This window comes from Chamaesiphon sp. VAR_69_metabat_338, from assembly GCF_031423935.1.
Classification (GTDB): Bacteria; Cyanobacteriota; Cyanobacteriia; order Cyanobacteriales; family Chamaesiphonaceae; genus Chamaesiphon.
This window is the reverse complement of record NZ_JANPGM010000561.1, coordinates 1-6884: the sequence shown is the minus strand read 5'-3', so window position 1 is coordinate 6884 and position 6884 is coordinate 1. Positions and strand designations below refer to the sequence as shown.

At 49.1% G+C, this 6884-nt stretch carries 6 protein-coding genes; 3 read left to right on the top strand and 3 right to left on the bottom strand.

The window, feature by feature from the left end; genetic code table 11:
* The coding region (gene infB, locus RMO84_RS15460; RefSeq protein ID WP_310489334.1) for a translation initiation factor IF-2 at positions 1-1644 on the top strand (1644 nt) is incomplete at its 5' end.
* A 293-nt stretch (positions 1645-1937) separates the two neighbouring features.
* On the opposite strand, the gene nusA is transcribed toward infB, so the two are convergent.
* Together nusA and rimP are read right to left on the bottom strand one after the other, a co-directional pair.
* Positions 1938-3251, bottom strand: coding sequence for a transcription termination factor NusA (gene nusA / locus RMO84_RS15455; RefSeq protein ID WP_310489333.1), 1314 nt, complete (start codon positions 3249-3251; stop codon positions 1938-1940).
* A 101-nt stretch (positions 3252-3352) separates the two neighbouring features.
* Complete coding sequence (rimP, locus tag RMO84_RS15450; RefSeq protein ID WP_310489335.1) at positions 3353-3814, bottom strand: ribosome maturation factor RimP; 462 nt, start codon at positions 3812-3814, stop codon at positions 3353-3355.
* A 437-nt stretch (positions 3815-4251) separates the two neighbouring features.
* Between rimP and RMO84_RS15445 the strand changes: the two genes are divergently transcribed.
* Positions 4252-4890, top strand: a complete 639-nt coding sequence (locus tag RMO84_RS15445; protein ID WP_310489332.1) for a histidine phosphatase family protein — start codon at positions 4252-4254, stop codon at positions 4888-4890.
* Positions 4891-5011: 121 nt separating this feature from the next.
* Here the strand turns inward: RMO84_RS15445 and RMO84_RS15440 are convergent, their stop codons facing one another.
* Positions 5012-5767, bottom strand: a complete 756-nt coding sequence (locus RMO84_RS15440) for a carbohydrate ABC transporter permease (RefSeq protein ID WP_396135871.1) — start codon at positions 5765-5767, stop codon at positions 5012-5014.
* Positions 5768-6019: 252 nt separating this feature from the next.
* Here RMO84_RS15440 and RMO84_RS15435 point away from each other — a divergent pair, with 252 nt between their 5' ends.
* Positions 6020-6715, top strand: coding sequence for an aldehyde oxygenase (deformylating) (locus tag RMO84_RS15435; protein WP_310489330.1), 696 nt, complete (start codon positions 6020-6022; stop codon positions 6713-6715).
* The last annotated feature ends 169 nt before the right edge of the window (positions 6716-6884 follow it).

Genomic DNA, 6884 nt, shown 5'->3' with positions numbered 1-6884 from the left:
ACTGCCACGATGGTAGCTGAAGAAATGGGCGTTGATGTGATTACCGGCGTCGAACAAGCCGCAGCCACCAAGGTGACGGAAATGCTCGATGTCGGCGACTTAGATTTACTCCAACGTCGTCCGCCAGTCGTCACGATCATGGGTCACGTCGATCACGGGAAAACAACCCTGCTCGATGCCATTCGATCGACCAAAGTTGCTCAGGGAGAAGCCGGCGGGATTACCCAACATATCGGTGCCTACCACGTAGACATGGAGCATGAAGGTCAAACCCAGCAAGTGGTCTTCCTCGATACCCCCGGTCACGAAGCCTTTACTGCCATGCGGGCGCGGGGCGCGCGGGTCACAGACATCGCGATCCTGGTTGTGGCCGCTGATGATGGCGTCCGTCCCCAAACGATCGAAGCCATCCGCCACGCCCAAGCAGCGGAAGTGCCGATTATCGTCGCGATCAACAAAATCGATAAACCAGGAGCCAATCCCGCTCGTGTCAAACAGGAATTGATCGCCTTCAATCTCCAATCGGAAGATCTCGGTGGTGATACGATTATGGTCGAAGTCAGTGCCCTCAAAGGCGAAAATCTCGACACCTTACTAGAGATGATTCTCCTGGTAGCCGATGTTGAAGATCTCCATGCCAATCCCGATCGCACCGCACGTGGTACGGTCATTGAGGCTCACCTCGATAAGGCCAAAGGCCCCGTTGCGACCCTCTTGGTACAAAACGGAACCCTCCGCGTCGGTGAAACGCTAGTTGCCGGACACGTATTTGGGAAAGTGCGAGCAATGGTAGACGACAGGCTTGCCCGCGTCGAAGCTGCCGCACCGTCATTTGCCGTAGAAGTCCTCGGTTTGAGCGATGTACCGCAGGCTGGTGATGAGTTTGAAGTCTTCACAGAGAAAGAAGCTCGTGCCCTTGCCGATGTCCGTTCTGCCGAACGCCGTCAATCCCGACTCCAGCAGATGATGGCATCTCGTCGGGTTACTCTCAACAGCTTGTCTGCGAAGGCGCAAGAAGGCGAACTCAAAGAACTCAACTTAATTCTCAAAGCTGACGTTCAAGGTTCCGTCGAAGCCATTCTCGGCTCCCTGCGCCAGCTACCGCAAAATGAAGTTCAAGTCCGCGTCCTGCTCTCTGCCGCAGGTGAAATCACCGAAACTGACGTCGATTTAGCCGCTGCCAGTGGTGCCGTCATTATCGGCTTCAACACTACCCTCGCCAGTGGTGCCCGCTCTGCCTCCGACGATGCTGGCGTAGATGTCCGCGAGTACAACATCATCTATGCCCTCCTAAGTGATATTCAAGGCGCAATGGAAGGTCTCCTCGACCCCGAACAAGTCGAAGAACCCTTGGGTCAAGTCGAAGTCCGGGCGGTATTCCAAGCCGGACGCGGCAACATTGCGGGCTGTTATGTCCTGTCTGGTAAGGCACTGCGTAACTGTAGCATTCGCGTCCTCCGCAAGGGTCAATTGGTCTTCGATGGCACCCTCGACTCGCTCAAACGGGTCAAAGATGACGTCCGCGAAGTCAATGCTGGTTTTGAATGCGGGATTCGCTTAGATAAGTTCAATGACTGGCAAGAAGGCGACATCATCGAAACCTTCCAAATGGTCAGCAAACGTCGGACGCTATCACCTGTATAAGGCATAACGCGATCGACCATCAAGAAACCCAACTTCCTGCGATTGAAAGTTGGGTTTCTTTGGATCTATTTATAGCGACCGCCAAGGCTATTAAAACAATTCGACCATTACAACTACACCCCCGACTTCTTGAAGAAGTCGGGGGTGTGTCTTAGTAAGATTGCCTACTATGGCAGTCTTCAGTGAGTTTAACCCCTAGCGGGCGGGCACGAGGCACCGCCCCTACAGATCCATTTTGTCAGCAGAAACTCGATCGTCAACTATCAATTATCAATTATCAATTACCAATTAACTTAATAGTTCTCCTCCGCATAACTAGCATCCTGATAATCGGGCTGATAGTAAGACTGGTATTCAGAGTCATTTTGACGTTGCGATTCGACCTCGGCCATAGCTGCGACGGGATCGTATTTATTCACATCTTTAATATCGATTTTCCACCCCGTCAATCGGGCAGCGAGTCGGACATTTTGGCCTTCCTTGCCAATTGCCAAACTCAATTGATCTTCAGGTACCAGAACATGCGCCTGCCGACCCTCAGGATTGACCAAGCGCACCTCATCGATGCGGGCGGGACTCAAAGCATTTGAAATATATGTCGCCGGATCTGGCGACCAGCGAATCACATCGATTTTCTCGCCTTGCAATTCATTGACTACCACCTGAATCCGCGAACCGCGCGCGCCGATACAAGCACCAACAGGGTCTACATCGCCTTCGAGAGTATCTACTGCAATTTTGGTACGGGGGCCGACATGTCGGGAAGGCGGACTGGCTTCACGGGCGACAGCTACGATCCGGACTAGTTCTTCTTCGATTTCAGGGACTTCATTGGCAAAGAGTTCGACAACTAGACCAGCCGCACCGCGCGATACCAGCAGTTGGGGGCCGCGTTGGGAGCCTTCGCGCACCTTTTTGAGAAAGACTTTAAATGTGCGTCCGATCCGATAGTTATCGTTAGGTAGTTGCTCTTTTTGGGGTAGTTCGGCTTCCACATCCGGTTGTCCGAAACTACTATTGACCGATAAAATTACCGACTGCCGCTCGAAGCGCAGCACCTTACCCATCAAAGCGGTGCCTTCAAATTGCTCGAATTCTTCTTGAATAATTTTGCGTTGTTGATCCCGCAGCTTCTGGGCGAGTACTTGCTTGGCTTGAATCGCCGCCATCCGACCGAAATCGTCGCGATCGGGTGTCACATCTAGCACTACCGAATCACCAATTTGCGTGGGATTCATGGCTGCTAGTTCCTCCTCGGAAGTATCATCCGTTGCTTCCTGTTGCAGAATATTTTTGACTTCACTCAACGAAATCTCTTTATCTTCATCGGTGACTTCTTCGACGATCGTTTTGGTCGCGACAACTTGAAAAGCCTCTTCTTCCAGGTTCAAAAAGACATCAAAATTGTCAAAATGATCTTCTTCAAACTGCATTTGGTCTAGATGCTGCGATCGCCGGTACCGTTCGTAACCCTTAAGTAGAGCTTCGCGTAAGGCAGTCTGGACGGCAGAGCTAGGTAAATTGCGATCTTTACTAATTTCCTCAATCATATTTTTGAGTTGAGGCAAACTTACATTACTTTTTTTCTGGTCTTTAGCTTTTGACATATTTTTTAGTTAAATTAAGGTCTGAGAATTTAGGTAGACAATATATCTAGTCGATATTGCCCATTTAAAGTAATAAATAAATAGTTAATTACTTGGCGAACCTAGCCGTTATCGTCTAAAGAAACCTTGCCGACTAATGTTCTGGGGATAGTTACAGTCCGACCTTTTAAGCTCAGATAAATGGCAGTCTCATCCCGTCTAATTAGTTGTCCTTGCCACTCAGTTTTGTTATCCAATGGCTCTGTCGTCGTGACTTGGACTGCAAAGCCTCCAAAGGCATTAAACTCTCGATCGGTCGTGAGTTCTCGACTCGTCCCCGGACTAGATACTTCCAAAGCGTAAGCAAAGGGAATTGCCTCCGCAGCGTCTAGTGCAGCCTCCAAAGCGCGACTCATCCGTTCGCAGTCTTGTAATCCTGTATCGGCATTGGGATTGCGGATATCTACCCGCAGTGAAGGTGGACGTTCGTGGGTGTGAAAAATGACCGCAACGACTTCTAGTCCCAATTCTGCGGCGATTGGGTTAGCAATATCATTAATTTGAGGAATCAGGGGATGAGCCATACATGTAACAATGACTAGCAACTAGTTGCTGATGAAAGTAACGTTTGCGAGTAGGTAATAACTAATTTCAAGCTCGATCGATACCCAACGAGGTGAGTAATGCTGATGAATTGGATCGTTGTTTACGGTGGAGATCGGAGACGTCAGGGCGATTTTTGATAGTACTTGTGCCAGCAGCCGCAAACAACAAAAAAAGTGGGTTTCGACCCACTCCTGGTAATTTATTATTCCAAGAAGCATAGGGACAAGCTAATTTTTTAGCTTGTCCCTGCTTACTATCTTAGCAGAGTTTTCATTCGAGAGTAAGATAGTAGCTAATGCATACAAAAGTAATCATCGGCACGATCGAGAGCGGCGATCGCCGCTCGATACTATACGATTAGCAATGAAGAGCGGCAATCGATCTATCTATCCATCTCTACCACCATAGTGACAATATGACTCTAAATCTCTACTTCCTGCGTCACGGTCAAACTGCCTCCAGTCGCGGTAATTTATTTTGCGGATCGATCGATCCAGCGTTAACTGCTGATGGTGAAGAAATGGCACAATTATTTGCCAACGCTTATGCCAGTACGCCGTGGGAAGCGATTTATTGCAGCCCCAAAGAACGCGCGATTTTGACTGCCGAACCGTTGGCTGATGCACTGAAAATGAAGCTAGAGTTGCGAGATGGCCTGCAAGAGATTAATTATGGTACCTGGGAAGGCAAGGATGTCGCCACAGTTGATGCTGAGTACCACGATGACTACCTCCGCTGGTTGGCAGATCCCGGCTGGAACCCACCCACTGGCGGCGAATCCGCCATGGCAATCGCCGCTCGCGCCCTCGCTGTGATCGAAGAAATCAGTCAAAAACACACTACCGGCAATGTCTTACTGGTATCCCACAAAGCCACGATTCGGATCTTGTTGTGCAGCCTTCTGGGTATCGATGCCGGACGATTTCGCTACCGACTAGGAATGCCAGTCAGTAGCATCAGTATCGTCGAGTTCGGCGCGCATGGCCCCCTATTGAAAGTCCTCGCCGATCGATCTCATCTTAACGATCGCTTGCGGAATTTGCCAGGAACTTAGGATTAGAGAGTGGATAGTGGATAGTGGATAGTGAATCGAATTTTTGCGTTGACGTAGCCTCTCTGCAAGAGAATCGATTCTCAAACTAACGCCCCGCTCCCCGCTATCAACTATCAATTAACTACTCCTTAATCCCTGTATTCGCCACCCCTTGGATAAACTGCTTCTGTCCGAGTAAAAAGAGTAAGACAATCGGCACCGTGGAAATCACCACGGCGGCCATCAGGAGTTGCCAGCTATTGGTAAATTGTTCTTGAAATTCGGCTAAGGCAAGTTGGACGGTTCGTAGTTCGGGACGGGTAGTAAAAATCAGCGGCTTGAACAAATCGTTCCATTCGCCGATAAAAGTAAACAGAAATAGTGTCACTAATGCGGGACGAGATAACGGCAGCATCACTCGCCAGAGCACTTGCCAGCGATTTGCGCCATCGAGCATCGCGGCTTGTTCCAATTCGATCGGAATCGTCATGAAAAATTGCCGGAGCAAGAAGATCCCAAAGCCGCTGGCAGCAGACGGGAGAATCAGACTGGCATAAGTATTAAGTAGATGGCCCCACTTGAGAATCAAAAAAACCGGAATTACCAAAAGCTGGAAGGGAATCACGAGCGTCGCTAGCACTAACAGGATCAGTGCTTGGCGTCCCCGAAACTTGAGTCTTGCCAAAGCATAACCAGCCAATGCCGAGGTAAATATTTGCGCCGCAGTCACAGCCAAGGCAACAAACGTGGAATTAGCAAACGCCAAGACGAAATTACCGCGTTCCCAAGCCGCCTGATAATTGGCAAACGTTAGCTCAGATGGAATCTGGAAGCCAGTTGCAGTTGTGCCAACTGGCGTCACTGACGCCAGCACAGCAACCCCTAAGGGTGCCATCATCACACCAGCACCACCGAGCAGGAGGAGCCAATTTAAAATTTGCCACCATCGAAAATAGCTGGGATCGGATAACTTATGCACGGTTTTGGTCGGCGATCGGTTAAGATAGAAGGGTTTGAAGATAGTAACAAATCTTTAGATTAACTAGCAAAACATTACAAAACTGTAGATGTTCGCGTTATAAGGTGCAGCCACCGAGCGGCTAACGTAAAATTAAATATATTATTCGGATACACGGGAGAAATCGAACTTATGGTGCAGATTGCGGCCAGTTTGGAACATAACTTTACCAGCGAAACCTATAAAGATGCCTACAGTCGCATCAATGCGATCGTGATCGAAGGCGAACAGGAAGCGCATGAAAACTATATTACACTGGGTGGACTATTGCCAGACTCTCAGGACGATCTAGTCAAGTTATCCAAAATGGAGCTGCGCCACAAGAAAGGGTTTGAAGCCTGCGCGCGAAATTTAGCAGTAACTCCAGATCTAGAGTTCGCCAAAGAATTTTTCGCTCAGTTGCACGAAAATTTTCAGGTGGCGGCAGCCGCTGGTAATACTGTTACTTGTTTATTAATCCAATCGCTGATTATCGAGTGTTTTGCGATCGCGGCATATAACATTTATATTCCAGTCGCCGATGATTTTGCGCGCAAAATTACTGAAGGCGTAGTCAAAGATGAGTACATGCACCTCAATTTTGGCGAAGTCTGGCTCCGCGACAATTTTGAAGCTGCTAAAGCAGAATTACAAACTGCCAATCGTCAAAATCTGCCCCTAGTCTGGAAAATGCTCAATAACGTCGCCAAAGACGCGAAGGTTTTGGGGATGGAGAAGGATGCTTTGGTTGAAGATTTTATGATCGCTTATGGTGAAGCTCTCAATAATATCGGCTTCAATACTGGCGAAATCATGCGGATGTCTGCTTATGGTTTGATGGGAGTTTAGGTAGTACAGATCCAGGGTACCCACAAGGGGCACCCCTACACAATTAACCTGTAGGGGTGCCCCTGTCTTGACGTGCTGTCTTGACTGAAACACATGCGGAGGGAACCTCCGCGTGATTTCAGTCGCTAAACCCTCGGGAAACCCGTAGACGTTGGCGAAGCCTCTCCGT

Coding starts and splice junctions, on each gene's coding strand:
- nusA (WP_310489333.1), bottom strand. CDS start 3,251: ATGTCAAAAGCTAAAGACCAGAAAAAAAGTAATGTAAGTTTGCCTCAA.
- rimP (WP_310489335.1), bottom strand. CDS start 3,814: ATGGCTCATCCCCTGATTCCTCAAATTAATGATATTGCTAACCCAATC.
- RMO84_RS15445 (WP_310489332.1), top strand. CDS start 4,252: ATGACTCTAAATCTCTACTTCCTGCGTCACGGTCAAACTGCCTCCAGT.
- RMO84_RS15440 (WP_396135871.1), bottom strand. CDS start 5,767: ATGATGGCACCCTTAGGGGTTGCTGTGCTGGCGTCAGTGACGCCAGTT.
- RMO84_RS15435 (WP_310489330.1), top strand. CDS start 6,020: ATGGTGCAGATTGCGGCCAGTTTGGAACATAACTTTACCAGCGAAACC.